Annotated in this window: 23 protein-coding genes and 1 pseudogene; 10 read left to right on the top strand and 14 right to left on the bottom strand. The window is 72.6% G+C overall.

Features of this window, described 5'->3' with window-relative positions:
- Positions 1 to 36 precede the first annotated feature (36 nt).
- Positions 37 to 621: a hypothetical protein gene (locus tag ABZ851_RS27105; protein ID WP_361132554.1), complete on the bottom strand. Its 585-nt coding sequence runs from the start codon at positions 619 to 621 to the stop codon at positions 37 to 39.
- Positions 622 to 753: 132 nt separating this feature from the next.
- Positions 754 to 1437, bottom strand: a complete 684-nt coding sequence (locus ABZ851_RS27100; RefSeq protein ID WP_361132551.1) for an N-acetyltransferase family protein — start codon at positions 1435 to 1437, stop codon at positions 754 to 756.
- A 223-nt stretch (positions 1438 to 1660) separates the two neighbouring features.
- Between ABZ851_RS27100 and ABZ851_RS27095 the strand changes: the two genes are divergently transcribed.
- The 5 genes from ABZ851_RS27095 to ABZ851_RS27075 all read left to right on the top strand — a co-directional run bounded on the left by ABZ851_RS27095 (position 1661) and on the right by ABZ851_RS27075 (position 7705).
- Positions 1661 to 2662: a sigma-70 family RNA polymerase sigma factor gene (locus ABZ851_RS27095; RefSeq protein WP_336052029.1), complete on the top strand. Its 1002-nt coding sequence runs from the start codon at positions 1661 to 1663 to the stop codon at positions 2660 to 2662.
- A 249-nt stretch (positions 2663 to 2911) separates the two neighbouring features.
- Positions 2912 to 3694 carry a DeoR/GlpR family DNA-binding transcription regulator gene (locus ABZ851_RS27090; RefSeq protein ID WP_361132801.1) on the top strand — a complete coding sequence of 261 codons (783 nt, stop codon included), beginning with the start codon at positions 2912 to 2914 and terminating at the stop codon, positions 3692 to 3694.
- Entirely contained in the window at positions 3691 to 4638 is a 948-nt protein-coding gene (gene pfkB, locus ABZ851_RS27085) for a 1-phosphofructokinase (protein WP_361132546.1), read from the top strand. The genes ABZ851_RS27090 and pfkB overlap by 4 nt, the downstream gene beginning before the upstream one ends.
- Before the next feature lie 226 nt (positions 4639 to 4864).
- On the top strand, positions 4865 to 6919 hold the full coding sequence (locus ABZ851_RS27080; RefSeq protein WP_361132543.1) for a fructose-specific PTS transporter subunit EIIC: 2055 nt from the start codon (positions 4865 to 4867) through the stop codon (positions 6917 to 6919).
- Positions 6920 to 7186: 267 nt separating this feature from the next.
- Positions 7187 to 7705 (top strand): hypothetical protein, encoded by a 519-nt coding sequence (locus tag ABZ851_RS27075; protein ID WP_361132540.1) that lies wholly within the window; start codon positions 7187 to 7189, stop codon positions 7703 to 7705.
- 11 nt (positions 7706 to 7716) lie between these two features.
- On the opposite strand, the gene ABZ851_RS27070 is transcribed toward ABZ851_RS27075, so the two are convergent.
- A complete protein-coding gene (locus ABZ851_RS27070; RefSeq protein ID WP_361132537.1) occupies positions 7717 to 8505 on the bottom strand; it encodes a TetR/AcrR family transcriptional regulator C-terminal domain-containing protein in 789 nt (262 codons plus the stop codon).
- Positions 8506 to 8629: 124 nt separating this feature from the next.
- On the opposite strand from ABZ851_RS27070, the gene ABZ851_RS27065 reads away from it, so the two are divergent.
- Positions 8630 to 10384: an MDR family MFS transporter gene (locus tag ABZ851_RS27065; protein ID WP_361132534.1), complete on the top strand. Its 1755-nt coding sequence runs from the start codon at positions 8630 to 8632 to the stop codon at positions 10382 to 10384.
- Between the two features lie 85 nt (positions 10385 to 10469).
- On the opposite strand, the gene ABZ851_RS27060 is transcribed toward ABZ851_RS27065, so the two are convergent.
- The gene (locus ABZ851_RS27060; RefSeq protein WP_336052037.1) at positions 10470 to 11801 is read right to left on the bottom strand and encodes an Ig-like domain-containing protein; all 1332 of its coding nucleotides are present in this window, start codon (positions 11799 to 11801) and stop codon (positions 10470 to 10472) included.
- 81 nt (positions 11802 to 11882) lie between these two features.
- Positions 11883 to 13088, bottom strand: coding sequence for a CoA transferase (locus ABZ851_RS27055; protein ID WP_361132798.1), 1206 nt, complete (start codon positions 13086 to 13088; stop codon positions 11883 to 11885).
- Between the two features lie 411 nt (positions 13089 to 13499).
- On the opposite strand from ABZ851_RS27055, the gene ABZ851_RS27050 reads away from it, so the two are divergent.
- Entirely contained in the window at positions 13500 to 13832 is a 333-nt protein-coding gene (locus ABZ851_RS27050; protein WP_093638391.1) for a hypothetical protein, read from the top strand.
- A 38-nt stretch (positions 13833 to 13870) separates the two neighbouring features.
- Here the strand turns inward: ABZ851_RS27050 and ABZ851_RS27045 are convergent, their stop codons facing one another.
- Positions 13871 to 14494 (bottom strand): hypothetical protein, encoded by a 624-nt coding sequence (locus ABZ851_RS27045; protein WP_336052041.1) that lies wholly within the window; start codon positions 14492 to 14494, stop codon positions 13871 to 13873.
- Positions 14495 to 14577: 83 nt separating this feature from the next.
- On the opposite strand from ABZ851_RS27045, the gene ABZ851_RS27040 reads away from it, so the two are divergent.
- Positions 14578 to 15294: a VIT family protein gene (locus ABZ851_RS27040; RefSeq protein WP_336052042.1), complete on the top strand. Its 717-nt coding sequence runs from the start codon at positions 14578 to 14580 to the stop codon at positions 15292 to 15294.
- 163 nt (positions 15295 to 15457) lie between these two features.
- On the opposite strand, the gene ABZ851_RS27035 is transcribed toward ABZ851_RS27040, so the two are convergent.
- From ABZ851_RS27035 to ABZ851_RS27020, 4 genes are all read right to left on the bottom strand, one after another.
- The gene (locus ABZ851_RS27035; RefSeq protein WP_361132529.1) at positions 15458 to 16570 is read right to left on the bottom strand and encodes a P1 family peptidase; all 1113 of its coding nucleotides are present in this window, start codon (positions 16568 to 16570) and stop codon (positions 15458 to 15460) included.
- 10 nt (positions 16571 to 16580) lie between these two features.
- Positions 16581 to 17432, bottom strand: coding sequence for a hypothetical protein (locus ABZ851_RS27030; protein WP_361132526.1), 852 nt, complete (start codon positions 17430 to 17432; stop codon positions 16581 to 16583).
- Positions 17433 to 17870: 438 nt separating this feature from the next.
- Positions 17871 to 19028, bottom strand: a complete 1158-nt coding sequence (locus tag ABZ851_RS27025) for a low temperature requirement protein A (RefSeq protein ID WP_361132523.1) — start codon at positions 19026 to 19028, stop codon at positions 17871 to 17873.
- Between the two features lie 256 nt (positions 19029 to 19284).
- Entirely contained in the window at positions 19285 to 20316 is a 1032-nt protein-coding gene (locus ABZ851_RS27020) for a methyltransferase (RefSeq protein ID WP_361132519.1), read from the bottom strand.
- Positions 20317 to 20528: 212 nt separating this feature from the next.
- Between ABZ851_RS27020 and ABZ851_RS27015 the strand changes: the two genes are divergently transcribed.
- Together ABZ851_RS27015 and ABZ851_RS27010 are read left to right on the top strand one after the other, a co-directional pair.
- Positions 20529 to 21887: an amidohydrolase gene (locus ABZ851_RS27015; protein WP_361132516.1), complete on the top strand. Its 1359-nt coding sequence runs from the start codon at positions 20529 to 20531 to the stop codon at positions 21885 to 21887.
- A gap of 103 nt (positions 21888 to 21990) precedes the next feature.
- Complete coding sequence (locus tag ABZ851_RS27010) at positions 21991 to 23082, top strand: MerR family transcriptional regulator (RefSeq protein ID WP_361132795.1); 1092 nt, start codon at positions 21991 to 21993, stop codon at positions 23080 to 23082.
- Between the two features lie 111 nt (positions 23083 to 23193).
- Here ABZ851_RS27010 and ABZ851_RS27005 read toward each other — a convergent pair whose 3' ends face one another.
- The 4 genes and pseudogenes from ABZ851_RS27005 to ABZ851_RS26990 form a co-directional block, all read right to left on the bottom strand.
- Positions 23194 to 24408, bottom strand: coding sequence for an FAD/NAD(P)-binding oxidoreductase (locus tag ABZ851_RS27005; protein ID WP_361132513.1), 1215 nt, complete (start codon positions 24406 to 24408; stop codon positions 23194 to 23196).
- Between the two features lie 67 nt (positions 24409 to 24475).
- Entirely contained in the window at positions 24476 to 24832 is a 357-nt protein-coding gene (locus tag ABZ851_RS27000) for a sulfite exporter TauE/SafE family protein (RefSeq protein ID WP_361132792.1), read from the bottom strand.
- 402 nt (positions 24833 to 25234) lie between these two features.
- Positions 25235 to 25612, bottom strand: a pseudogene (locus ABZ851_RS26995) (sulfite exporter TauE/SafE family protein); the annotation flags it as partial.
- The gene (locus tag ABZ851_RS26990) at positions 25597 to 26397 is read right to left on the bottom strand and encodes a GntR family transcriptional regulator (RefSeq protein ID WP_361132510.1); all 801 of its coding nucleotides are present in this window, start codon (positions 26395 to 26397) and stop codon (positions 25597 to 25599) included. The gene ABZ851_RS26990 and the pseudogene ABZ851_RS26995, both read right to left, overlap by 16 nt.
- Between the last annotated feature and the right edge of the window lie 19 nt (positions 26398 to 26416).

Genomic DNA, 26416 nt, shown 5'->3' with positions numbered 1-26416 from the left:
GCCGCGCCGCCGGCGGCCGCCCGTCAGTAGGCCGCCTCAGTGCGTGGCCACGGGGAAGCCGCGCTCCCTGTCGCCCCGGTGGGGCTGGTGGGCCTCGTGGGGCCGGTGTCTCCCGTGCGGCTCGCGGACGCGGTGGGTGCGGAAGACGTAGAGGGCGGCGACGAACATCACGGCGCCCAGGGTGAGGCCGAAGGCGGACGACTTGAGGACCGATTCCCCGCCGAGGCTGTAGACCCAGCCCATCGAGCAGCCGAAGAGCGCGCCGTACGCGAGGGCCCGGGTCTCGGTGATCATTGACGACTGGAAGTGGGCCACCACCAGCCCGAGCGCCCCGGAGACCACGAACGCGGCGAGCCCGTACAGCATGGCCGGGCCGCCCTTGGTGCCGTCGGTGTGGGTGCGGAAGACGGTGAAGAGGCCGAAGGCGAGGGCCGTGACGATCGGCAGCGAGACGGTCGCCGGGATGTGCCTGGCCCGCTCCGCCATGCCTGCCCTGCCGGCCGGTCGCGGCGCCCGTTGCGGGGCGCGGGACCGGGTGTCCGCCGTCGCGCCGTGTTCCACGTCGACGGTGCCGTGTGAGCGGGCGGCCCTTGCGCCGTGCCGGTGAGCGTGCTGGTCCATGACAGGCTCCTCTCGCTGCGTCCCGCTGCCTCGCTGTCCCGCTGACCCTCCTCACCAGGCGACACCCGGGGGCGGTCCGCGTCAACCGGAACGCCGGGTCGCGGAGCCGGGACGAGGCAGGCTCGGACCCGGCTAGGTCCGCGCTCGGCCCAGGTCTTTCTGGTACCAGGCCACGTCCCAGTAGCGGCCGAATTTGCGGCCCACCTCCGTATACGTGCCGATGTGCCGGAAGCCGAAACGGGCGTGGAGGCGCGTGGACGCCTCGTTCGGCTGGGTGATCCCGGCGTAGGCGCGGTGGACGTCCTCGTCGGCCAGCGCCTCGAACAGGGAGGTGTAGAGCAGCGTGCCGATGCCGCGGCCGGCGGCGTGCGGGGCGCAGTAGACGGTGACCTCGACGGAGGGGGCGTAGGCCGCCTTCGGGCGGAAGGCGCTGCTGGTCGCATAGCCGAGCAGCGCGCCTCCGGGGCCTCCGGGGCCTTCGAGGCCTTCGGGGCCTTCGAGGCCTTCGGGGCGGCCGGTGAGAGGGGCCGCGGACCCGGCCCGCGCCACGGGTGCCGCAGACCCGGCCCGTGCCTCGCCCACCGGCCCGTTATGCGGGTTTTTCGTGTGATCTATCGCCTCCTGGGCAACCAGAAGGCGATGGGGGCCGTCTTGGGGGTGGGAGAGCAGCCACGGGCGGCGCTGGTCGGGGGTGAACGGCTCCAGGTCAAAGGTGATGCACGTCTCACGGATGTAGTGGTTGTAAAGATCCGTAAGGGCCGGAAGGTCGGCTTCCGCGCCCGCCCTGACCTGCACTTCTCCCTGCTCACGCCGCATGTGACCTCCGTAGTTGGGCGCGCAGGGTACTGCATGATCAGAAAAATAGCGGGGCGGCGTGGGAATTCTGTCCGGATTCCAGCCGTTGTTTCCTTCGGACGGGTCGCTACGTGAGCATCGGTTTCGATGCCCCTTCCGGCCCGCCCACCGTCCCGCGACCTTCCCCGAGCTCTCGGCTTCGCTCGAGCAGGGGAGACCCCGACATCGCAAAGGGAGCACACGCATGGCAACCCGTGCCGTCGCCCGTCGTCAGGAAAGCAGCAGCGCTTCTGACGGGGCCCACAGCGTTCGCGCCGTAGGCGGGGAGATCGCCGACCGCGACCTGGTCGGCATGTACCTCGACGAGATAGCGCGTACGCCACTGCTCGACGCCGCCAAGGAGGTGGAGCTGTCCCAGACCATCGAGGCGGGCGTTTACGCCCAGCAGATCCTGGACGGCGAGGTCACCGACGGCAATGCCGCAGCCGCCAGCCGCGAGGAGCTCGAGGCGCTGGTGGAGGAGAGCGCGAAGGCCAAGGACATCTTCATCCGGTCCAACCTCCGCCTGGTGGTCGCGGTCGCCCGTCGCTACCCCCGTGCCGGGCTGCCCCTGCTGGACCTGATCCAGGAGGGCAACGCCGGTCTGGTGCGTGCCGTGGAGAAGTTCGACTACGCCAAGGGCTTCAAGTTCTCGACGTATGCGACGTGGTGGATCCGCCAGGCCATCACCCGCTCCATCGCCGACCAGTCGCGCACGATCCGGCTGCCCGTACACCTCGTCGAGGAGCTGGGCCGGATCCGCCGGGTGCAGCGCGAGTTCAACCGCGAGAACGGCCGTGATCCGGAGCCGGCGGAGGTCGCCGGTGAGCTGGGCTCCACGCCCGCCCGCGTCACCGACGTACTCGACTGGGCGCGCGATCCGGTCAGCCTCAACATGTCGGTGGACGACGACGGCGACACCCAGTTCGGCGACCTGCTGGAGGACACCTCCGCGGCCTCACCCGAGCAGTCCGTGCTCACGCTGCTGCGCAGCGAGGAGCTGGAGGACCTGATCGACCGCCTTGACCACCGCACCGCCTCGATCATCAAGGCGCGCTACGGCATAGAGGACGGCCGTGAGCGCACGCTGACCGAGGTCGGCAAGCAGCACGGCCTGACCCGTGAGCGGATCCGGCAGATCGAGAAGCATGCCCTGCTGGAGCTGAAGCGGATGGCGCGTGACACGGGATTCGACGCCGCCGCATGACGGGTGCGCGCCCTCGCGCGTACCGACATCCCTGATGAGGCCTGTGCCTGTGGAGGACGAGCCCCGGTGCCCTTCGTGGCGTCGGGGCTCCGTTGTGTCCGGGGGTCGTAGGGGCCGCGGGGAGGTGGCTCGGCCACTCTGATGTCTGTTTGAGTCTGCGCGAAGTCTATTTGTGTTTACTTCGCGGATTCATCGCCGTACCATCGCGTCGAAACCACAGGTTCGGGCATGGGACGGACGGATGCGCTGATGTATGCACCGGAGCGCCAGCAGGAGATTCTGCGGCTCGCCCGTGAGAGCGGCCGGGTCGATGTGCTCTCCCTCGCGGAGGAGTTCCAGGTCACCGCCGAGACCGTGCGGCGTGATCTGAAGGCCCTGGACCGGGCAGGTCTGGTGCGCCGGGTGCACGGCGGGGCCATCCCGGCCGGCCGGCTGGATTTCGAGCCCGACCTCGCCGAGCGGGACGCCGTCGCCGCCGACGAGAAGCAGCGCATCGCGCGGGCCGCGCTCGCCGAGCTCCCCGGTGGCGACGGCGGCCCGGGCGGCTCCGGGAGCGTCATTCTGGACGCCGGGACGACCGCCGCCCGGCTCGCCGCGGAAATCCCGCTGGAGGCCGAGCTGACCGTCGTCACCCACGGCCTGCCGGTCGCCGCGCGGCTGGCCGACCACCCCGGGCTCACCCTCCACCTCGTGGGCGGCCGGATCCGGCACCGTACGCGGGCCGCGGTCGACGACTGGGCGCTGCGCGCCTACCGCGAGATCAACGCCGATGTGCTGTTCCTCGCGACCAACGGCTTCTCGCTCGACGGCGGCCTGACCACCCCCGACCTCGCGGAGGCCGCCGTCAAGCGCGCACTGATCGCCGCCGCCCGCCGCGTCGTCCTCCTCGCCGACTCCGCCAAGTTCGGGCAGCAGCACTTCGCCCGCTTCGGTGAACTGTCGGACGTGGACCTGCTCATCACCGACACCGGCCTGAGCCCCGACGACGCCCTCGCCATCGAACGCGCGGGCACGGAAGTAGTACGCGCATGATCCTCACCGTCACCCCCAACCCCAGCCTGGACCGTACGTACGAGATCCCGGCGCTGGACCGCGGGGCCGTGCTCCGGGCCACCGCCGACCGGATCGACCCCGGCGGCAAGGGCGTCAATGTCTCGCGGGCGGTCGCCGCCGCCGGGCACCGCACCCTGGCCGTACTGCCCCTGGGCGGCCCGGCCGGGGCGGCGCTGGCCGCTCTGCTGGGCACCGAGGGCATCGAGGTGGCGGGGGTGGAGGTGGCCGGCCAGACCCGCTCCAACATCTCGGTCGCCGAACCCGACGGCACCCTGACGAAGATCAACGCGACCGGGCCCGAGCTGACAGCGGACGAGTCGGAGGCCCTGCTCGGCGCGGTCGGCGAGCGTTCGGCGGGAGCCGACTGGATCGCCTGCTGCGGCAGCCTGCCGCGCGGTCTGGCACCCGAGTGGTACGCGGAGCTGGTGGCCCGCGCCCACCGCGCGGGCGCCCGGATCGCCCTGGACACCTCGGGCCCGTCGCTGACCGCGGCGCTGCGCGAACGGCCGGACATCATCAAGCCGAACGCCGAGGAGCTGTCGCAGGCCGTCGGCCGGCCGCTGGCGACCCTCGGCGATGCGGTCAAGGCCGCGGAGGAGCTGCGCGCAGGGGGAGCCCGCGCCGTACTGGCCTCCCTGGGGGCGGACGGCCAGCTCCTGATCGACGACGAGGGCGCCTACTTCGGCAGCGCCCCGGTCGTCACCGTCCGCAGCAATGTCGGCGCGGGCGACGCCGCACTGGCGGGTTTCCTCACCGCGGGCGGTACGGGACCGATGGCGCTGGCCGCCGCACTGGCCCATGGCGCGGCCGCCGTCCAGCTGCCCGGCAGCCTGATGCCGACGCCGGCCGATCTGGAGACCTCGGCGGTCACGACCACCGATGCGGTGCCGCTCCACCGGGTGCTGACGGAGCCGGTGCCATGACGCGCGTCTGCTGTCGCCGTGTCCCCCTCGCCCCCCTCGCTGTCCCCGTGGCCTCCCGGTTCCCTGCGGCCTCCTGGCCCCCTGTCACCTCCCGGGGCCGTGCGGCTCCCTGGTCCTTCGCGGCCCCTCGTTCCCGCCCTCCGGCCCATGCCGGGAGGCGTCCCAGCCACCCCCCCGTTCCGTCCCCACCGCCCGCACGGCGGTGCCGCGTGCAAGGGAGCCCGCGATGAGTGAGCTGATCACCGCGGAACTGGTCGACCTCGACCTGTCCGCAGAAACGAAGGACACCGCCGCACGGTCCCTGGCCGAGCGGATGGCCGCCCACGGTCGCGTCACCGACCTGGAGGGCTTCCTCGCGGACGTGGCCGCACGGGAGGCCCAGATGCCGACCGGTCTGGACGGCGGGATCGGGATTCCGCACTGCCGCAGCGCGCACGTCACGGAGCCGACGCTGGCCTTCGGGCGCAGCACCTCCGGTATCGACTTCGGCGCGCCGGACGGACCGGCCGACCTGATCTTCCTGATCGCGGCACCGGCGGGCGGCGACGCGGACCACCTGTCGGTCCTTTCGACCCTCGCCCGGCAGCTGATGGACGAGTCCTTCACCGGCGCGCTGCGGTCCGCCACCGAACCGGGGCGTACGGCGGCACTGATACGCGGGGACGCGCCGGCGGAGGAGCCCTCGGCCCGGGCGCCGGAAGAGGACGCGTGCCCCGGGACCGCCCCCGAGAGCGCCCCTGGGACCGCCGCTGAGACCGCCCCTGAGACCGCCCCCGAGAACCCCGCCCCTCCGGCCGCCCCCTTCCGTATCGTCGCCATCACCTCCTGCCCCACCGGCATCGCGCACACCTACATGGCTGCCGAATCGCTGGAGAAGGCCGGGCAGGCCGCCGGCGTCGAGGTGTCCGTCGAGACCCAGGGCTCGGCGGGGTTCAAGCGGCTCGATCCGCAGCTCGTCGCGGACGCGGACGGCGTGATCTTCGCGCATGACGTCGAGGTGCGGGAGAAGGAGCGGTTCGCCGGGAAGCCGACCGTCGACGTCGGGGTGAAGGCGGGCATCAACCGTCCCGCCGAACTCATCGCCGAGGTACGGCAGAAGGCCGAACGCGGCGAGGTGTCCGCCCCCGCGCGCGCCACCGCGCCCATGGACAAGGACGCCGCCACGGGCGACGGCTTCGCCACCCGCCTGCGCACCTGGCTGATGACCGGCGTCAGTTACATGGTCCCGTTCGTCGCCGCGGGCGGTCTGCTCATCGCGCTCGCCTTCGCCATCGGCGGCTACACGATCAACAAGGCGCCGTCCGTCGCCCACCACTTCCTGTGGACCGAGTCCACGAGCTGGGCGGCCCTGCTCTTCCAGGTCGGCAGCGTCGCCTTCGGCTTCCTCGTCCCGGTCCTGGCCGGTTTCATCGCGTACGGCATGGCGGACCGGCCCGGCCTGGTGCCCGGCTTCGTCGGCGGCGCCGTCGCGCTCACCATCAACGCGGGCTTCCTCGGAGGCCTGATCGCCGGTCTGCTCGCGGGTGCGGTGGTGAGGGCGATCCAACGGGTCGGCATCCCGCCGGTGCTGCGCGGCATCATGCCGGTCGTGGTCATCCCGCTGATCTCCTCGGCGGTCGTCGGCTTCCTGATGTTCCTCGTGATCGGCAAGCCGGTCGCCGCGCTGCAGAAGGGGCTGACCGACTGGCTGTCCGGCCTCACCGGCGCCAACGCGATCATCCTGGGCGTGATCCTCGGCCTGATGATGTGCTTCGACCTGGGCGGGCCGCTGAACAAGGTCGCCTACGCCTTCGCGGTCGGCGGCCTCGCCAACCCCAACGAGGGGAGCCTGAAGGTCATGGCCGCGGTGATGGCGGCCGGTATGGTGCCGCCGCTGGCGATGGCGCTGGCCACGACCGTCCGCGGGCGGCTCTTCACCAAGGCCGAGCGGGAGAACGGCAAGGCCGCCTGGGTGCTCGGGGCTTCCTTCATCACCGAGGGCGCGATCCCCTTCGCCGCCGCCGATCCGCTGCGCGTCATTCCCGCCGCGATGGCCGGCGGCGCGGTCACCGGAGCCCTGTCGATGGCCTTCGGCTGCACCCTCCGCGCCCCGCACGGCGGCATCTTCGTCGTCCCCCTGATCGGCCGGCCGTTCGTCTATCTGCTCGCCATCGCCGCGGGTACGGGCGTCAGCGCGGCCCTGGTGGTCCTCCTCAAGGGCCTCCGCAAGACCCCGTTGACCCGCACGGCGGACTCGCCGACCGACGGTGCGGCCGAGGCCGGGGTGACCGCCGCCGCCTGAGCACCGTCCCCCGCCCGCTCCTCCCGAGGCCTCCGCCGGACATCCGGTGGAGGCCTCGGTGCGCCCGCCCGCCACCCGGCTCCAGGACGGATTGGGACGGGACGTGGCGCGAAGTTACTCGTGCGTTAGCAGACCTTTAGCACCCACGACGAGAGTCCTGGGTGTCATACCGCGAAGGACGCCAGACACCAGACGCCAGACGCAGCCACCGGTACCAGGCACCCGACACCCGTTACCAGGCACCACTCACCACTCGGGGGAACCTCCATGTCGCTTGCCACCACCACCCTGCGCCGCGGTCGTCGTCTCGCCGTCGCATCCCTCATCGCCGCCGCGGCCCTCTCGCTGACCGCCTGCCAGAACGGCGACGACACGGCGTCGGCCGCGCCCTCCGCCGCGAAGGACGCGTCACACACGAGCGCCACCGGAGGCAAGAGTTCCGCGACGGGCGGCCCCGGTGGACAGGGCGGCGCCTCGGCCGGCCGTAAGGGCGTCAGCGGCACCTGGACCGGCAAGCTGAAGTGGCTCACCGAGGACAAGCTCACGGTGGCCCCGGACAGCGGCGCGGAGCAGGCGTTCCACCTCCTCGACAGCACCAAGGTGCTCGGCGCGGCAGAGCTCTGCGAGGCCCCCGACGGCCGCGTCCACACCGACGCCTCCGACCACGGCACCACCCACTGCACCCTCGACGACGCGCGCAAGGCGGCAAGGATGGGCAACGTCGACGTCCGGGTGACCGTGACGAACGGCGCCGCCACGAAGATCGCCGAGCGCTACCACCCGTAAGCTCCCGCCGCTCAGATCCCCAGCCGGGCCGCGATGCCGTCGAGGACGCTGTCCAGGCCGGTTTCGAAGCGCCACTGCGGGTCGTCCTTGCGCGTGGCCTCCAGGAGATAGCGGTGGTAGGTGGGGTAGCGCCCGGTGCCGATCAGGTAGCGCATCTGCGGGGCGAGGGCGTGCCGCAGATCGTCGTTGCTGTCGCAGCCATGCTCCCGCATCAGGAGATGCTGGGCGCACTCCGCCGAAACCGCCCCGTGGACATAGGAGTTGACGGTCCCGACTACGGCCATCATCGCGTCGACGTCGAGTCCGAGCCCGTCCAGGGAGGCGAGTGCGCGCTCGGCCGCGGCCATCCGGTGGGGGGTGAGCGCGTGCAATGACTGCGGCGAGGAGATCTGGATGAGCCAGGGGTGGCGCAGCACGATCTCCCGGGAGCGCAGCGCGCCGGCGCGCATGACGTCGCGCCAGTTCTCGACGTCGTCGGGGAGTGTGAGGTCCGCGTAGACCGCGTCCGTCATCAGGTCCAGGAGATCGGCCTTGCCGGAGACATAGCGGTAGGCCGCCATGGGCGCGACGTTCAGCTCGGTGGCCAGGCGCCGCATGGTGACGGCGTCGATGCCGTCGGTGTCGGCGATGCGTACGGCGGCCGCGGCGATCTTCTGCGGGGTCAGGGTGGCCCGCGGTGCGGGCGCCGGGCGGTCCAGGCGCTCCCAGAGGGAGACCGCCGCAGGGTTCGGTGAGTCCGTGGACGCCCCGGACGGCGACGGCTGCCCGTCCTCGGCTGCGCCGGGCTTCTTGCCGGTCATGGCGCTCACTTCCTTCCCTGATCCTGCCGCAGGATTGCGTACAACGTATCAGTAGTAGACGCTGTACACGCTGCTGTGTACGTTGTATTCGATCGATACGCAGTACACGCGAGAGGGCGCAGAAATGGCGGTCAACGGCACGAGGAAAGCGGCCGACCGGGCGGACGCAGCCCACCGGCCGGGAGGGGCAGACCAGCCGGGAGGGGCGGACAGGGCCGAGGGGACCGGCAGGCTCGGAGGAGCCACGGACGAGGAGGAGCCCAGCGGGCGACGCCCGTCGAGGTCCTTGTACTTAGGGGTGTTCGGGCTGCTGCTCGGGATGTTCCTGGCGATGGTGGACGGTCTGATCGTGGGCACGGCACTGCCCACGATCGTGGGGGAGCTCGGCGGACTGGACCAGCTGTCGTGGGTGGTGACGGCCTATCTGCTCACCACCGCCGTGGCGACACCGCTCTGGGGGAAGGCGGGCGATCTCTACGGCCGCAAGGGCACGTTCATGGCGGCGATCGGGCTCTTCCTGGCCGGGTCGATGCTGTCCGGGCTGGCGCAGGACATGGGGCAGCTGATCGCCTTTAGGGCACTGCAGGGACTGGGCGCGGGCGGGTTGATGGTCGGGGCGCTGTCGGTCATCGGGGTGCTGGTGCCGCCCCGGCAGAGCGGCCGGATGCAGTCGATGATCGGTGCCATGATGCCGGTCGCGTTCATCGGGGGGCCGCTGCTGGGGGGTTTCCTCACGGACCATCTGAGCTGGCGGTGGGCGTTCTACGTCAATGTGCCGATCGGGATGGTGTCGCTGGTGATCGTCGGGGGCTGGATCCGGCTGGGCCGCACGGAGCGGAGCACGGCCCGGATCGACTACCCGGGTGTGGCGCTGCTGTCCGGCGCGATCCTTGCGCTGACCCTGCTGGCCAGTTGGGGTGGCGTCCGGTACGGGTGGGGGTCACCGCAGATCCTCGGGCTGGCGGCCGTGAGCGTGGTGGCGCTGGCCTGGTTCGTACGGGTCGAACGGCGGGCCGTGGAGCCGGTCGTCCCGCCCCGGCTGTTCCGCAGCCGCAACTTCACCCTGGCGCAGATCCTGAGCTTTCTCATCGGCGCGGTGATGCTCGGGGTGACCAGCTATCTGCCGCAGTACATGCAGTTCGTGCAGGGCCTGTCGCCGACGGCCGCCGGATTGCTGTTACTGCCGCTGATGTTCGGGATGCTGGGCGTGCAGCTCGGCACCGGGGCGTTGATCAGCCGTAACGGTCGCTATCGGATCTACCCGATCCTGGGGGGCGGGGTGCTGACCGTGGGCGTCCTGGTCCTGCTGCTGCTCGGCAGCAATACCGCGACGGCCCTGGCCTCCGGGCTCACGGTCATTGCGGGGATGGGCATCGGGTTCGTCATGCAGAGCACCATGCTGATCACCATGAACAGCGCGGAGCCCCGGGACATGGGCGCCGCCAGTGGCACCGTGACGCTGCTGCGTACGGTCGGCGGCTCGCTCGGCGTCGCCCTGCTGGGCGCCGTCTTCACCGGCCGGCTGCACAGCGGGCTCGCCGGCCGGTTGGGGGAGGGTGCTGCGGGCCGGCTGACGGAAAGGGCCGGTCAGGTGACTCCGCAGGTGCTGGACGGGCTCGCCGCACCGGTGCGGGACGCCTACCGGGCGGCGGTCACCAGTGGGCTGCACGGTGTCCTGGCAGGCGCGGCGGCGCTGGCCGTGCTCGGCTTCGCGGCCGCCTGGTTCGTACGGGAGGCCCCGCTGCGGAGCACGGTGGAGCCGGACGGTCCGGCGCATCCCGAGGGTCCGGCTGATCCGCACAGCCCGGCGGAGCCAACCGGACCGGCGCGTCCGCACAGTACGGAGAACGCGCACGGTCCGTCGAAACCGCTTCCCTGAAGACAGGCCCCACGGACAAAGCGGTGGCCGGCCCCCTCCGGGACCGGCCACCGCCTCCGTGCAGCTGCGCTGCGGGCGCCGTCCGTCAGACCGCGCTGCCTGCCTTCCAGTCGGACCAGGACAGGTTCCAGCCGTTGAGGCCGTTGTCGGGCTTGACCGTCTGGTCGTGCGAGTTCTTCACGATGACGACGTCGCCGACCAGCGACTCGTTGTAGAACCACTTGGCCGGGGTGTCGCCACCGCCGCCCTTGTTGTCCCGCAGGCCGACGCAGCCGTGGCTGGTGCCGGAGTTGCCGAAGATCGACGGGTTGCCCCAGTAGTTGCCGTGGAGGAAGGTGCCCGACGACGACAGGCGCATGGCGTGCGGGACGTCCTTGATGTCGTACTCACCGCCGAAGCCGACGGTCGAGCCGTCCATCCGGGTCTGCTCGAACTTCTCCGAGATCACCATCTGGCCGTTGTAGGTGGGGTGGTCGGCGCTGCCGCCGGAGATCGGGATGGACTTGTAGGTCTTGCCGTCCCGCTTGACCGTCATGGTCTGGGTGTTCATGTCGACGGTGGAGACCTGCGAGCGCCCGATGGTGAAGGAGACCGTCTTGGACTGGACGCCGGTGATGCCCTGGCCGCCCTTGACCCCGTCCAGGTCGATCTTCATGGTGATCTTGGAGCCGGCCTTCCAGTAGTCCTCGGGCCGGAAGTCCAGGCGCTGGGTGCCGAACCAGTGGCCGACGACCTGCTGGCCGCTGCTGGAGGACACCGTGATGTGGGACTGGACGTCCTTCTTGTTGGTGATCGCCTTGTCGAAGTTGAAGGAGACCGGCATGCCGACGCCGACGGTCTTGCCGTCGTCGGGGGTGTAGCTGCCGATGAAGCTGTTGGCCGAGGAGACCGTGGTGAAGGTGGCGTTCTCGGTGGCGGGACGGCCCTTGGCGTCCTTCGCGTTCGCCACGATCTTGTACTTGGTGCCGCGCTCCAGCTGGGCGCCGGGCTTCCAGGACGAGCCGTCGGACGATATGGCACCGGCCACGGCCGTGCCGGAGTCGGCGGCGGTGAGCTTCACATCGGTCAACTTGCCACCGGTGACCTTCACACCGGTGTCGTTGATGCTGGCGTTGGTGGCGCCGTCCTTGGACGAGACCTTGATCTTGGCGTCCGAGGCGTCCTTCTTGGCCGCGGCATCCGCACCGGCCTGGCCGTTCTTGCCGTCGTCATTGCCGCCGGCCGAGGCGTCCCCGCCACAGGCGGACAGGGCCAGCGCACCCGCCGCGAACAGGGCGGTGACGGCCAGGGTGCGGCGCATCCGGCGGTGCGGACGCGGCGCTCCGGACGCCGGCTGCTCGGCTGACTGGAGCAGCTGGTGCGGGGTGCGGGACCGAGCGGGTGCGGGGTTGTCCGGCGATGTCACGAGCTGCTCCATACAAGGGTGTTGTGATTCCGTGCTGGTAAACAGCACCTACGGGCAGATTTGGTTGCGGGTGGGGCCCGGTTGTGATGAAGGTCACATATGCAAAGGAAGGGGTTGGTCGGCCGGTCCCGATAGCCAGGTTCGCAGTGGCGCGCCGTGTTCGTCCAGGCGGGGTGGAGCGGAGGGTTGGGTCACCGGCGTGGCCGAAAGGCGGAGCGGGCTGGTGACTTGGGGGATGCGGCCCTCTCCGACGGAGGTTACCGGATCGAGACCCAGTCGGTCCGCCAACTCCAAAGCCTGGGAGAGGCTGTTGACCGGGCCGCAGGGCACCGCGGCCGGGGTCAGCCGCTCGGTCCAGGTCTGCGGGGTGTCGGTGGCCAGGAGGCTTTCCAGTGCTTTGATGAGATCTGGGCGGTTTTGTACCCGGTCTTGATTGCGGGCGAACCGGACGTCCCCGGCGAGCTCCGGTGCACCCAGGACCTGCGCCAGCGCCCGGAATTGACGGTCGTTCCCCACGGCCACCGCGAGCGGCTGCCCGTCCCGGCAGGCCAGCGTCTCGTACGGGGCGATGCTCGGATGGCGGTTGCCCATCGGGCCCGGATCGTCGCCGGTGGCCAGATATCCGGAGGCCTGGTTCACCAGCGAGCCCAGCAGGGAAGAAAGCAGATTCACTTCCACCAGCTGTCCCCGGCCGGTGCGGTCACGGTGGCGGAGCGCGGCGAGGATGCCGGTGACGGCGTCCTTTGCGGTCAGAACGTCCACCAGGGCGACACCTGCCTTCAGGGGCGGCCCGCCGGGCTCGCCGGTGATGCTCATCAGCCCCCCGACGGCCTGCACCACGAAGTCGTAGCCGGGCAGCGCGGCGCCGGCGCCGGACCCGAAGCCGGTGATGGTGCAGTGCACCAGGCCGGGGTTGGCGGCGCGGGTGGCGGTGTGGTCCAGGCCGTAGGCGGCGAGCGAGCCGGGGCGGAAGTTCTCGATCAGTACATCGGCTCGGCGTGCCAGCTCACGGGCCGCGGCCGCATCGTCCGGGTCGCCGAGGTCCAGGGCCAGGCCGCGCTTGGAGCGGTTCGCGGCGTCGAAGTACGCGGCCGTCCGCCTCGGCTGCGCTCCCCCTTCGCCGTCTGCCGAGTCCTCGGAAGCGGAGTCCGCGGCGAACGGCGGGCCCCAGGCGCGGGTGTCGTCGCCGGTGCCCGGCCGCTCCACCTTGATCACCTCGGCGCCCAGGTCGGCGAGCGTCGCGGCGGCCAGCGGGCCGGCCAGCACCCGGCTGAAGTCCGCGACGAGGATGCCCTCCAGGGCGCGGGCGGGCGGCCCGCCTGCTTCCGTGCCGGTGGCGTCCGTGGCGTCCGTGGCGTTCTCGGCGTTCTCGGTGTTCCTGTCGGCGCCGCTGGACGGCGGGGGCTGCGGCCGGTGCGACTGCGGCACGTGCGTACTCCTCACGTCGCGGACGAACGCCCCCATGGTCCGCGACGGCCTTCGCCGGAGGGAAGCCTCCGAGGTGGCCAACCGGGCGGCGTGCACCCTGCCGTGGTGGCCTCTTGGATGGCTCCTTGCGCGGGCGATGTGCCGCGCTGTGACGGGCATGTAGCGAAATGTCATAGGAGATGTGTCACTTCGGGACTTAAGTCCTAAGATTCCCTGTCGGGCGGACTGGCGTGTGGTGTCTACTGGCTCTGCCCCAGCGCCTCACCCGTCCGGGAGGACCGCATGCTCCCCTCCGCTTCGATTCTGCAGCAGATCGGCCTCGGCGTGTTGCTGGCTGTGGCCATCGTCTGGGTCGTCGGGCTGGCCAGACTGCTGCGCCGGGGGCGGTACGAGTCGGCCATGTGGCGTGATCAGCGGGAAATGCGGGCACGGTACGCGCCGCGCGGACGCTTCGCCCCGCCCTCTCCCGGGGGGCTGCCCGCCCAGCCGGGGCTGCTCGGTTCCGTGCCGCGGCAGACCGGGCCGGCCGGCCCGCCGTCGGAGTGCGTGGAGCTGAGCGCCGCCGAGCGTGCGGCGTTCGAAGGTCTCGTACGGCAGCTGACCAGCCGGAGTTGACCGGGTGACCGGCGCCGGGCCCGACCCCGGGCCCGGTCTCAGTGCACCGGACCCAGCCGCAGCAGGGCCAGCGCGGTCAGCATCTGCACCGACACCGCCGCCGCCGACTTCCACGTCGACAGATGGTGCTGGCCGCGTATCAGCAGGACGGCGAGGACGTAGCCGAACCCCCAGGTCGTCCAGGTCGCGGCCTGGACGAAGGTGGCATCGGTCGGCAGCCAGGCCGCTATCGCCATCCGCGGCAGGTCCGTCACCCAGAAGAGCACGATGAACAGGCTTGCCGTGGGCGCGAAGCGGCCTATGCCGCCGAGCGTCCGGGCGATGGCGTGGGCGACCGAGCCCAGCGCGAGGCTGGCGGCCAGCACGCCCGCCTCGCCCAGCCCGAGGAGCTTCAGCGCCGCGGCGTGGTCGACGGCCCACTGGGTGTGGAACGCGTCCACCGACAGCACCCCGATGCCGCCGCTGATCAACGACAGCAGCACCGCGGCGCTCCACGCACTGCGGTCGCGTGCCTCGTCCAGCACCTCCACCGGGCGGTACCAGAGCCCGAATATCAGCCGGTGCCACCACAGTCGGCGGCGTGGTGCCGGCCCCCGAGGAGCCGGCTGGACGAGCGTGGGCGGTGGCGGCGGGGGAGGCGGGGAGGGGGGTGGTGCGGACATAAGCCGTTTCTACCACCGGCCCATTCGGGGCGGGGCGGTGGCGTCGGGGGAGGCACAGCGGGTGCGGATGCCATGCTCTGCCGATGACTGTGCAGACACCGGAGCACGACGAGGCGCACGGCGGCGGGCTCGGCAGCCGGCTCAACTGGCTGCGGGCGGCGGTACTTGGTGCCAATGACGGCATCGTCTCCACCGCCGGACTCGTCGTCGGAGTGGCCGGCGCCACCGATTCCCGTGGCGCGCTGCTGACGGCGGGGCTGGCCGGACTGCTGGCCGGGTCCCTGTCGATGGCGGCCGGCGAATACGTATCGGTCTCCACCCAGCGGGATTCGGAGAAGGCCGCGCTCGCCCAGGAGAAGCGGGAACTGGCGACCGAGCCGCAGGCCGAACTCATCGAACTGACGGAGATGTTGGAAGGGAAGGGACTGAACGGGCAACTGGCCCGGGAGGTCGCCGAACAGCTCACCGAGCATGACGCGCTGCGCGCCCATGCCGAGGTGGAGCTGGGGATCGACCCCGATGAGCTCACCAATCCCTGGCACGCGGCGGGGGCGAGCTTCCTCGCGTTCACGGTGGGGGCGTTGCTGCCGTTGCTCGCGATCGTGCTGCCGCCGGCCGCCCACCGGTTGTGGATCACGGTGGTCGCGGTGCTGGTGGCGCTGGCGCTGTGCGGCTGGAGCAGTGCCCGGCTGGGGGCCGCGCCGGTGGGGCGGGCGGTGTTGCGGAATGTGGGCGGTGGCGCCGTGGCGATGGGAGTGACGTATGCCGCGGGGTCGGTGCTGGGGGCGGTGGGGGTGTGACCCGGGGGTGACCCGGGGGGTGACCCGTCCGGTGGGCTCGGTGCCCGGGCGCAGGGGACCCGTAGGGGTCGGGACCGCCCCGTAGGGGTCAGGCCGTCCCCTACGGGTCAGACCGTCCCGTAGGGATAAGGCCGCCCCCTGGGGGTCAGGCCTCCCGTAGGGGTCAGACCGTCCCGTAGAGCTCTCGGTACGACAGGAAGACCCCGCCGGGGCCGTCCACCGTTTCCGCCTCCTGGGCGGCCCGGACCACGGCGCGGGTCAGCACGTCCGCGCCCGCGGACAGGATCTGGTTGAGGGCCCCGGCCTCGGCGTGTACGTCGAATGCCGCCTCGGTGTGGCCCGCTTCGGGGACGAGCGGACGCGCCGCGGTGGACAGGGCGAAGACCGTGTCGCCGTCGGACAGCAGATGGACGGGGCGGACCGCGCGGGCCAGCCCGTCGTGGGCGGTGCCGGCGAGCTTGAGGGCCTGGGCGCGGGTGAGGACGGCGTCCGTGGCGACCACGGCGAGGGTGGTGTTCAGCGGCGGACGGACGGACGCGGCCGAGCGGGCCCGGGATATCTCCCCGGCCTCGGCCAGCCGGCGCGCGGCGGCGGCGTGCACCTCGGGGGAGGGCAGGGCCGCCGCGCCTTCGTCCAGCCGGCCGTAGAGGGCGCCGGTGCGCGGGTCGGCGAAGGAGCCCGCGGCATTGACGGCGGCCAGCGCGGCGACGGTGGCGCCCGAGGGGAGGACCATGCTCGCGGTGCCGACGCCGCCCTTGAGGCCGCCGGCCACCGCGCCCGTGCCGGCGCCCGTATTGCCCTGGGCGACCGGGGCGCCGGGCCCGGTGTCCGCCGCGGCCACGGCCGCGGCCCGGCCCAGTGCGGCATCCGGACGGGCCCGCCAGTCGCCGCCGCGCCCCAGGTCGAAGAGGGCCGCGGCCGGCACGACCGGTACGACCTGCGCGGGGTCGGGGCCGACGCGGAAACCGCGCCCCTGCTCCTCCAGCCAGCCGGCGACACCGGACGCCGCGTCAAGACCGAAGGCACTGCCGCCGGTCAGCACGACCGCCTCGATGCGCTGGACGAGGTTGCGCGGGTCGAGCGCGTCGGTCTCCCGGGTGCCGGGGCCGCCGCCGCGTACGTCGACGGCCGCGACGGCGCCGCCTTCGGGGGCCAGGACGACGGTGGTGCCGGTGAGGTACCCGTCACCGGTCCGCTGGGCGTGGCCGACCCGGAGGCCGAGGACATCGGTCAGTGCGTCCCGCGGCCCCGCGGGGTGCGGCGAGGGCTCAGTCATCGGCGGGTGCTCAGTCATCGGCGGGCGGGCGGTAGCCGGCCGGTCCCATCACGATGACCGGGTGCAGGTCGGGGTCGAGGGTGCGCAGCAGTTCCTGCATCACCTTGGGCTTGAGGCTCACACAGCCCTGGGTGGGGCCGTCGTGGTCCACATGCAGCCAGACGCCGCCGCCCTTGGCGTCGCCCAACGGACGACGCTGGTCCAGGGGAGAGGCGCCGGGCTCCCGGTTGTAGTTGATGGCGATGACGTAGTCGAAGGCGCCGGCCAGCGGCTCGCCCTCCACACCGGTGCCGTCGGCGACAAAGCTGCTGTTGTGGTCGTAGGGGAGCTTGGTGTCCCCGGGGGCGGCCAGCAGACCGCCCGCGTCGGTGAGGGAGAAGACACCGATGGGGGAGCGCAGATCGCCGTAGCGGTGGTCGTCCGTCCAGCCGTGCGCGGCGTTGTGCGCGGACCAGGTGGGGCCCGGCTCCCAGTCGTCGGAGCCCTCCTCGCGGGTGTAGAGGACGACACGCGACTCGAAGGAGTCCATGCCCTTGCCCGTGACGACCAGCGCCTGCCGGGAGTCGGCCGGTATGCGCTTCCGGACGGCGTCGCTGAGGCCCGGGATGGGCCGGCCCGCGGGGGCGTTCGGTGCGGCGTTCGGGGCGGATTTCGCGGCGGACACGGGGACGCGTGGCGTGTCCGGGCCGGAAGCCGTCGAGGACGTGGTGCTCTTGGCGTCGGTCGCGCTGCTGTGGTCGTCGCCCGACGCGGGCCACGCCCACAGGGCGGTGCCGACCAGCGTGGAGAGGGCGAGACCGCCCACGGCCTTGCTGCGCCGGGACAGTCTCGTCCGCGCGCGGGACTGAGCGTGGCGGGCCATGGCTGGCGTCTCCTCAGTTACGGACGGCGGTCGGTCCCCGGGGCTTTTCCTGCGGCTTCCCCAGGGGCGCCCCTGTCATAAAAAGGGCAATCTGCACCCTACCGCTTCAGACTCGGCGCGCCTCCGCTGGCCCCGGTGAACAGTGGGGAACAAGGGCGCCAAGTGGCGGGAAGTGGGATCCATTGGTGGGTAATTGACGGGGTATGGGGCGGGGGAGGCGCCGAGGGCTCCGCTGGTGAGGGGCCCCTGCGGCGAAGGCGCCGAAGATGGCCGGATCTGATGCCGGATCAGGGCGGTTGCGGAGGTTTGCACGGCCGTTCGGCACGCTTATGGGGGAGCGGAGGAGGGGGCCGCGGGGGCGCCGGGAGGTCCGTGCGGGCCCGCTCGCCGAGATCCGTGCCGGGGCGCTCGCCGAGACGGGTGACGCGGCGGGCGCTTCTACTCCACCGGTGCGGCCCCCTGACGGGATGTGAGCAACACGCCGGCCGCCACCGTGCCGGATGCCACCAGGCCGGCCGCCAGAACCGCCTGGTGTCCGGCGAAGGTGCATACCAGGATCAGGAGCGAGGACACCGGCAGCACCAGCTGCTGCGCCGCGCCGCGCTTGTGGTGGCGGGAGTGGATCAGCCACACCGCCATCATGAACAGGGTGGCCGGCACCGTGACACACCCGGCCGCCGCGAACGCCGACAGCTGCGCCCTGCCGAACGCCTCCTCCACCGCGATCTCGATGCCCGCACCCACCGCCGCCGCCGAGCCGAACACCAGGTAGTGGCCGTAGCCCCACAGGAAAGCCTGCCGGTTCGAGCGCAGATGACGGTGGATGGGGACCGCGAAGTAGATCCAGTACGCGGCGAAGACCAGCAGCAGTCCGCCGCCCGCGATCGGCAGCAGGACGCTGAGCTCGTCGTTCGCGTCCAGCGCCGACTGCACGGCGACGGTGGCCGCCGCGACCGTCTCGCCCAGCACGATGAGGGTGAACAGGCCGTAGCGCTCGGCGATGTGATGGGGATGCCAGGTCGTCTGCCGCCCCCGCTCGGCCAGTGCGGGAACGGCCAGCTCCAGCAGCGCCACGACGGCGAACACCCGGGGGATGTCCTCCCTGGGCAGCGCGAGCAGGCCCAGCCAGCCGACCTGGCACACCGTCACCCCCAGGGCGTAGCGCAGTGCGGTGCGCCGCTCGGCACCCCGGCAGGCGTGTGCGGCCCGCAGCCACTGGGTGACCATGGCCAGCCGCATCACCAGATAGCCGCACCAGATGACCGTGAAGTCGCCGTGGACGAAGGCCCGCGGCACGCCGGCGGCCAGGATCAGCACCCCCGCCATCTGGACGAGGGTCACCACACGGTAGAGCGGGTCGTCGGTGTCGTACGCCGAGGCGAACCAGCTGAAGTTCATCCAGGCCCACCAGATGGCGAAGAAGAGCATCAGGTAACCGGAGATGCCGTGTCCCGGGTGCCCCTCGGCGAGCGCATGGGCCAGCTGCTGCCCGGCCTGGGCGATCGCCACGACGAAGCACAGGTCGAAGAAGAGCTCCAGCGGGGTGGCGGTGCGGTGCGGCTCGTCGCGGCGACGCGCCCGCATGGGGACCGGCACGTCAGCTCCTCTCCTCGGCCGGTGCGGCCCGGCACGCCCGGCATCAGTACAGCGCGGGCGGGCGATGCCGCCCATGAGGGGAGTGGGGTGCGGCGTGTCGTGCCGTTTCGTGAGGGAGCGGGTGCGGCGTGTCGTGTCGTGCCGCCCGTGCGGGGAGTGGTGCGGGTGCGGCGTGTCGGTCCGTCTGCGAGGAGTTGGGAGCGGCGGCGTATCGCGGCGCGGCGTGTCGTGCTGTGCCGCGTGCGGGTGCCCGTGGCTACTCGGCGACCGCCTCCACGATCGAAGGGAAGGCCGGTGTGGGCAGCACCCGCGTCAGCCGGAAGCCTCCGGCCGACAGCAGGGTGGCGAACTCCTCCGTGGTCCGCTCCCGCCCGTCCACCACCGCCATCATCGCGACGTCCAGGGTCTTGCCGAAGTGCGGGGCGTTGCCCGGTGGCAGTACGGCATCGATGACCAGCAGCCGCCGGCCCGCCGCCATCGCCCGGCGGCAGGAGCGCAGGATGCGCAGGCAGGCGTCGTCCGGCCAGTCGTGCAGGACGTGCTTGAGGACGTAGACATCGCCGCCCTCCGGCACGGACGCGAAGAAATCGCCCTCCTGGGTGCGCCAGCGGCCCTTCAACTCGTCGCCCTCCAGGAGGTGGTGGGCCAGCGGCGGCGCCTGGTCGAAGAGCACGCCGGTCAGTTGCGGGTGGCGGCGCAGCGCGGCGCGCAGCAGCCCGCCGCGGCCACCGCCGACGTCCACGACCGTGCCCTCGGCGGGGAACGGGTACACGTCGGCCACCGCCGCGTCGGCCGGGGCGGACACGGAGGACATGCCGTCGTCGAAGACCCGCCGGGTGGCCGGATCCGTCGTCAGATGTTCGAAGAGGGGCGCCCCGAAGAGCCGTTCGAAGGACGCGCCCTCGTGCCGTACGGCCTCCGGGAGGGCGGCCGAGGTCCGCAGGAACAGTTCGTCGGTCGCCATCATGACGGCCGGGTGCATCGAGTCGGGGACGTCGGTGCGCAGGGGGACCGCGGCGGGCGTCAGATGGTAGGCGCCCGCGGTGTCCTCCCGGAAGAAGCCACGGGTGGCGAGATAGCGCAGTACGCGGTGCAGATGCGGGGCGTGGGTGCCGGTGGCGGCGGCCAGCTGCTCGGGGGTGCGCGGGCCTGCGGCGAGGTGGTCGGCGAGCCGGTGGTGCGCCGCGGTGCGCAGGGCGGCGGAGAAGACGTGGCCCATGGCCTGTTCCATCAGATGCGCCGCGAGGTCGCGGGGCTCGCCGGTCGGTGGGGTGGGGGAACTGGCCAACGTCGGCCTCCAGTCGTCGGCTTGGGCGTGCTGGTCCCGGCCACAGGCAGGGTGATCCACGGTTGCAGTCACGGGCGCCGGTGTCACGATCGGGCGCTGCGGCACCCGCGAAGTCCGGCCAGGGAAGGGCGCCGTGCCCTTACGGGACGGATCCGGGACGGGTGGGGGCCGACGCCAGGGTGCGGCGTGGCGATCCATGGTCGAATGCGTGTATGAGCGACAGCGACACGACAGGCATGACCGGCCCGGCCGATGACGCCGAGCACAGCGACGGCTCCGCCGCCGTCCTGGCCCCGCTCGACGACCGCCTCGCGGACCTCGTGGCCCTCTACGAGGACCTGCACCGCCACCCCGAACTCGGCTTCCAGGAGACCCGTACGGCCGCCGAGGCCGCCCGCCGGCTGACCGGCTGCGGCTACGACGTCACCACCGGCATCGCCGAAACCGGCGTCGTCGGCGTGTTGCGCAACGGCCCGGGGCCCGTGGTCCTGCTGCGCGCCGACATGGACGCGCTGCCCGTCACCGAGAACTCCGGCCTGGACTACGCCTCCACGGTCCCCGGCCGGATGCACGCCTGCGGGCACGACGTCCATGTGACCTGTCTGCTGGGCGCCGCCGACCTGCTCGCGGCGGCCCGCGACCGCTGGTCCGGCACGCTGGTCGTGCTCTTCCAGCCCGCCGAGGAGGTCGGCAGCGGGGCCCGCGCCATGCTCGACGCCGGCCTCTACACCAAAGGCATGGTCCCCACGCCCGATGTGGTGCTGGCCCAGCATGTCGCCCCCCTCGGCGCCGGGCTGATCGCCTACTGCCCCGGGCCCTGTATGGCCGCCGCCGACAGCCTGCAGATCACCTTCCACGGCACCGGCGGCCACGGCTCCCGGCCCGAGACCACCGTCGACCCGATCCTGATGGCGGCGGCCTTCGTGCAGCGGGTGCAGTCCGTGGTGGCCCGTGAGGTCGCGCCGGCGGACCGGGCGGTGGTCAGCGTCGGCTCCTTCCAGGCCGGGGACACCGCCAATGTCATCCCCGACCGGGCCGTCGTACGGCTCAGCGTGCGCACCTTCGACGAGACGGTGCGCACGGCCGTGCTGGCCGCCATCGACCGCATCGCGCGCGCCGAGGCGGCCGCCTCCGGCGCGGACCGGGAGCCCGAGACCGAGGTCCTGGACTCCTTCCCCGTCACCGTCAACGACGCCACGACCCTGCGCCAGGTCAATGAGCAGTTCACCGGACTCTTCGGCGAGCAGCGGGTGTTCGCCTACGAGCCGGCGACCGGCAGCGAGGACGCCGGACTGCTGGCCACCGCCGCCGGGGCACCGCTCTACTACTGGTGGCTGGGCGGCTGGGACCCGGAGGAGTTCCGAACGGCCCTGGCCGCCGGGCGGCTGGCGCAGGACATCCCCTCCAACCACTCGCCGCACTTCGTCCCGGTGGTCCGGCCGACCCTCACCATGGGCGTCCAGGCGCTGACCGCCGCGGCGCTCAACCAGCTGGCCCGCGCGGGCACGGACCCGGCCCCTGCGGAGGCGACGGACCGGGCCGGCCGGGGCGGGGCGGCGATACGCGTTTGACCTTGTCCTTGGGGGAAGCCCCAGCATCGGCCGTACCGGGCGAAGTGCCCGGTACGAGGAGGGCGGACGGGTGGACCGAGGGGCGGACCGGGCGGACCGACGGGTGGCCGGAGGCGTGGGCGACGCGCCCCGCGGGGACGGTGAGCTGCTGACCATCGGGGCGTTCGCCCGCGCCAGCCGGCTCTCGCCGAAGGCGCTGCGGCTCTACGACGAGCTCGGCCTGCTGACCCCGGACCGTGTCGATCCGCGGAGCGGCTACCGCCACTACGCCCCGGCCCAGCTGGAGCGGGCCCGGCTGGTGGCCTGGCTGCGCCGGCTCGGTATGCCGCTGGCCCGCATCCGCGGGGTGTGCGAGCTGACGCCGGACGCGGCAGCCGGGGCGGTCGCCGCGTACTGGGCGCAGGTCGAGGCCGACACCGCCGCCCGCCGGGACCTGGCCGCCTTCCTCGTCGACCAGCTGTCCAGGAAGGACACCGTCATGACCGAACCGCTGACCCCTGTGACGATGCGCTGCGCCGCCCTGACCGATCAGGGGCTGGTGCGCCCGGCCCAGCAGGACGCCGCCTACGCGGGACCGCGACTGCTGGCGGTGGCCGACGGCTACGGCCCCCGTGGCGGCCCCGCCGCGACGGCCGCGATCGAGGCGCTCAAGGACCTGGAGCACCGGGATCTGACCTCGGCGGATCTGCCGGCCGTCCTGGAGGAGGCGGCCCATCGCGCACACCGTGCCGCCCCGCCGGCCAACGAGGCCTCCGGCAGCACCCTCACCGCGCTGCTGCGCAACGGCTCGCAGCTGGCGCTGCTGCACGTCGGGGACTCGCGCGCCTACGTCCTGCGCGACTCCGGCCTCTTCCGCATCACTCACGACCACAGCCTGGTCCAGTCGCTGGTCGACGAGGGCCGTCTCACCCCCGAGGAAGCCTCGTCGCACCCCCAGCGCGCGCTGCTGCTGCGGTCGCTGGAGGGCGGCACCGCGTTCGCCCCTGACCTGCAACTGCTGGAGGCCCGGCCCGGGGAGCGCTATCTGCTGTGCACCGACGGCCTGACCTCGGTGGTACCGGCCGGGACGATCCAGGCCGTGCTGACCACGGCCGACGACCCCGACCAGGCCGTACGGGACCTGATCCGACTCGCCCGCGAGGCGGGGGCACCGGACAACGTGGGGTGTGTGGTCGGCGAGACCGTGGCGGCGTAGCACAGAACGCGGCGCGGCGGCGGGCCTCATGGGGCGGCCGCCGCGCTACTGCCCTTAGGGGGACACCCCCTGGGCGTGTCTCCCTGATCAGGCCGGATCAGGGAGACACGCCTAGGCCAGCCCCTTGAGCATCCCCTTGAAGTAGAGCTGCGGAAGCCCGTAGCGCTTGAGGAACCACATGTCGGTGCGTTCCCGGGTGGTGTCGATGAAGGGGATCGAGGGGGTGGGCTGCAGGTCGTAGTCGAACTCGGCGAGCAGCATCTTGTGCCGGGCGGTGACCAGGGGGCAGGAGGTGTAGCCGTCGTAGCGGGCGGTGGCGGGGCGCCCGCGCAGACCGGCGAGGAGGTTGGCGACGACGACCGGCGCCTGCTTGCGGATCGCGGCACCCGTTTTGGACGTCGGAAGGTTGGCGGCATCGCCGAGCACGAACACGTCGGGGAAGTCGGGGTGCTGGAGGGTTTCCCGGTCGGCCTTGACGTACCCGAACGGGGAGTCGGGGTCGGCCAGCGGGCCGTCGGCCAGCCACTCGGGGGCGCGCTGCGGCGGTACGGCGTGCAGCAGGTCGTAGCGGACGGTCTCGTCCTTGCCGGTGGTGTGGTCGGTGATCACTGCCTCGCGCGCCGCGCCGTCGAGCCGGGTCATCTCGGAGCTCAGCCGCACCTCGATGCCGTACCGCCGCGCCGTCTCCGTCAGCGCCCGGGAGAAGACCGGCACCTTGAACATCTCAGGCTCCGGGAGCACCAGGATGGTGCGGATCGCACCCAGCACGCCGCGCTTGCGCCAGTGGTCCGCCGCCAGATACGCGATCTTCTGCGGGGCGCCGCCGCACTTCACCGGCCCGGACGGCATGGTGAACACGGCCGTCCCGCCGCGCAGCCGGCGGATCAGATCCCAGGTGAGCGGGGCGAGATCGGGCCGGTAGTTGCTGCTCACCCCGCCGTGGCCGAGGGCCGGGGCCAGGCCGGGCACGCCGTCCCAGTCGAGCTGCAGGCCGGGGGCGAGCACCAGCTTCCCGTAGGAGAGGACCCGGCCGGAGGCCGTGGTGACCGTACGGGCGGCCGGGTCGACGGCGGTGGCGCGCTCCCGCAGCCAGCGCACGCCGGGCGGGATGACCTCCGCCTCGGTGCGCAGCGCGGCGCGCAGCGGGGCCTGGCCGCCGCCGACCAGCGTCCACAGCGGCTGGTACCAGTGCGTCTCCGACGGCTCCAGCAGGGCGATGTCCCGGACGCCGGCGCGGCGCAGCCGGGCGGCGACGGTGATGCCTGCGGTACCGCCGCCGACGATGAGGACTTGGTGGTGGGCCGGGGTGACGGGTGCGGGGGCCATGTGCTTCCTCCTGTGAGTGGGGGGTGAGTGGGGTGCGGGATGGTGGCCGGCCCTGAGGCCGAGGGCGTCAGGGTGACCAGAGGCGGGGCAGGGCGGTGACCGCCATGGAGAGGGCGAGGACGGTGACGAGGCAGGCGAAGGCCGTGGTCAGGGTGTGCGGGCGCAGACGGGTGGTGAGGCGGTTGCCGAGGTGACTGCCGACCGCCGCACAGGCCGCGAAGCCCGCCAGCACCGGCCAGTCCAGTGCCCCGGTGCCGGCCCTGGTGCCCAGCGCCGTAAGGGAGTTGAGGAGTATGACGAGGAGAGAGGTGCCGATGGCGACCGGCATCTCCAGGCCCAGGACCAGAGTGAGCGCCGGTACGACGACAAAGCCGCCGCCGACCCCGAAGAAACCGGTGAGCAGCCCGACGGCGGAGGCGGTCACGGCGAACCGGAGGGGACGACGGGCGGGCCGGGAGGCGCCTGCGGGCCGGGGGTCGGCGGAATGAGGGCCGACGGGCTGGGGGCCCGTGGGCGGTCTGTCGGCCGGGCGGGTTCCCGTGGGGCGGGTTCCCGTGGGGCCCGTGGGGTGGGAAGGGCCGGCGGTCCGGGCTGCGGAGGGAGCCGCGGGGGCCGTACCCGGGGCGCCCCGTAAGGGCGAGGGCTCCGGGGCGTCCCGTAAGGGCGCGGGACCCGGGCTGTCCCGTAAGGGCGCGGGCCCCGGCGAGTGGCGAAGGGGCGCGGGCGGCTCCGGAGTATCACGTAAGGGCACGGCCTTCTCCTCCCCCGTATCTCCCGAGGAGACCGTCTCCGGGGACTCCCGTAGGGGACGGGCACCGCCCGCCGCTCGCCACTCGCGCAGCCCCCGTGACACCAGCATCGCCGCCACCACGAGCAGCAGCCCCGCGAACGCCGCCATCAGCACCGCGGGGTCCAGTGCCGCGCTCCACCGGGAGCCGAGGTAACTGCCGGCCGTACCCAGCGCCCCGAATGCCGTACCGGCCGCCCACCGGACCCGCCCGGCACGGGCATGGCAGAGCAGCCCGGTCACCGAGCCGACCATGACGACGATCAGAGCGCCCGCGGTCGCCTCGTGCGGCGACTGCCCCAGCAGATAGACCAGCGCGGGCACCGCCAGCACCGAACCGCCGCCGCCGAGCGAGCCCAGCAGCAGACCGATCAGCAGTCCGCACGGCAGCGCCGCGGCGGCTATGAGGACGGACACGAGGCACGCGGCGCAAGGGCGACGGCCGGATTCCGGTCGGACCACTCCGCGACGAAGGAGAACCGGTCGCCGCGTACCACCGTCTCGCGCCACTCCACGGGCCGCTCCCCGGCCCGCCCCAGCCGCTCGATGGTGAACGCCGCCTCCCGGTCGGCCAGCCCCAGCAGCCACGCCTGCCGGACGTCCGGCAGGAACGGCTGGATCCGCTCCCGGCCGCCGGTGACCTTCACCTCGCAGCGCCGGGCCAGCTCTCCGTAAAGCGAGGTGTGCCCGAAGTCGGCGTCCAGCAGCGGCTCGGCGACTTCTGCGGGCAGGTACGCGGTGTCGTGGGCGAGCGGTTCGCCGTCCGCGAGCCGCAGCCGTTCCAGGACGACCAGCGGCGCATCCGCAACCAGCCCCAGATGCCCGGCGACCGTCCCCTCCGCGGTCCGCTCCAGCCGCAACACCTCGCTGCGCTGCTCCACGCCCTGGCCCTCCAGCTCGCGGAAGAGGCTGTAGAGGGAGCCCAGCGGCTGCTGTATGCGGCGGGTGTCCAGCCGGCTGGTGCGGCCGCGCTCGGCGATCACCAGGCCGTCGGCGCGCAGCTTGCGCAGCGCCTCGCGGACCGTGTGCCGACTGACCTCGTACTCGCCCGTCAGCCGGTGCTCGGCCGGGAACTCCGCACGGAATGCGCCGGCTTCCATCCGACGGCGCAGATCGGCGAAGAGCTGCGCCCACAGGGGCAGCGGCGAGCGCCGGTCCAGGGGACGCGGGCCGTGCGCGCCGTCCGGCGGCTCGGTCGTCATGGTGGGTTCCTCCGCGGGC

This window comes from Streptomyces sp. NPDC047049 (assembly GCF_040643995.1).
GTDB lineage: Bacteria > Actinomycetota > Actinomycetes > Streptomycetales > Streptomycetaceae > Streptomyces > Streptomyces mooreae.
This window is presented reverse-complemented; position numbering and strand designations above follow the sequence as displayed.